Below are 1,269 nucleotides of genomic sequence, written 5' to 3' on the forward strand. Positions count from 1 at the left end.
TGTGGGTGTGTTGCCTGTGGGTGTGGATGTTGTTGTTCTCGATGGTCTTGATGTGGGTGGGTTTTCGGGTGGTCGGGTTTCTGATGGTGATCGGGTTGCGCCGTTGCGGTCGGGTAATGCGGCGTATGTGATGTTCACGTCGGGTTCGACGGGTCGGCCGAAGGGGGTGTCGGTCAGTCATGGGGCGATTGTCAATCAGTTGGCGTGGTTGGCTGGGGAGTACGGGGTGGGTGCTGATGATCGGGTGATGGCGCGTGCGCCGTTCACGTTCGATGTGTCGGTGTGGGAGTCGTTTTTGCCGTTGACGGTGGGTGCGCGGTTGGTGGTGACGCGGCCGGGTGGGCATCGTGAGTTGGATTATCTTGCGGGTGTGATGGTCGAGCATGCGATTTCGGTGGCGGAGTTCGTTCCGTCGGTGCTTGCGGCGTTGGTGGCTGATGGTTTTGGTGGTGCGTTGGGTTCGTTGCGGCATTTGTTTGCCGGTGGTGAGGAGTTGTCGCCGGAGCTTGCGGTGGCGTTGGGTTCGTTGACGTCGGCTGCGGTGCATAACACGTATGGTCCGACGGAGGCGGCGATTACGACGACGGCGCATCGGATTGTGGGTTCGGTGTCGGGGGTGGTGCCGATCGGGACGCCGGTGTGGAATACGCGTGGGTATGTGTTGGATTCGCGGTTGCGTCCGGTGCCGGTGGGTGTTGCGGGTGAGTTGTATCTCGATGGTGCGCAGTTGGCTCGTGGTTATCATCGGCGTCCGGATTTGACGTCGGATCGGTTTGTGGCGAATCCGTTTGTGGTGGGTGCTCGGATGTATCGCACGGGTGATCGTGTGTTGTGGAGTGCTGCTGGGTCTTTGGTGTATTTGGGTCGGTCGGATTTTCAGGTGAAGATTCGTGGGGTGCGGATCGAGCTCGGTGAGATCGAGTCGGCGTTGGGTGCGTTGCCGGGTGTTTCTGGTGCTGTGGTGGTGGTGCATGGGGGGAGTCGTCTGGTCGGGTATGTGACGGCTGGGTCCTCGGTCGATGCGGAAGTTTCGGTGGATTCGGTGGGGGCGCGGGCTGCGGTGGGGTTGGTGCTTCCGTCGTACATGGTTCCGGATGTGGTGGTTGTTGTTGACGAGTTCCCGTTGTCGAGTGCGGGGAAGTTGGATCGGAAGGCGTTGCCGGAGCCTGTTTTCGGTGTGCGGGTGTTTCGGGCGCCTGGTTCTGCTTCGGAGTTGGTGGTGGCTGCTGCTTTTGCGGTGGTTTTGGGGTGTGAGTCGCGGGTTGGTGT

Annotated in this window: 1 protein-coding gene; it reads left to right on the forward strand. The window is 60.8% G+C overall.

Annotation, left to right across the window (positions count from 1 at the left end):
* Window positions 1–130: 130 nt before the first annotated feature.
* Window positions 131–1,269, forward strand: a 1,139-nt coding sequence (locus tag R4P70_RS32595) for an AMP-binding protein (protein ID WP_317833844.1), incomplete at its 3' end; no start/stop codon positions are given.

This window comes from Rhodococcus sp. IEGM 1241, assembly GCF_033142365.1.
Taxonomy (GTDB): Bacteria; Actinomycetota; Actinomycetes; order Mycobacteriales; family Mycobacteriaceae; genus Rhodococcus_F; species Rhodococcus_F erythropolis.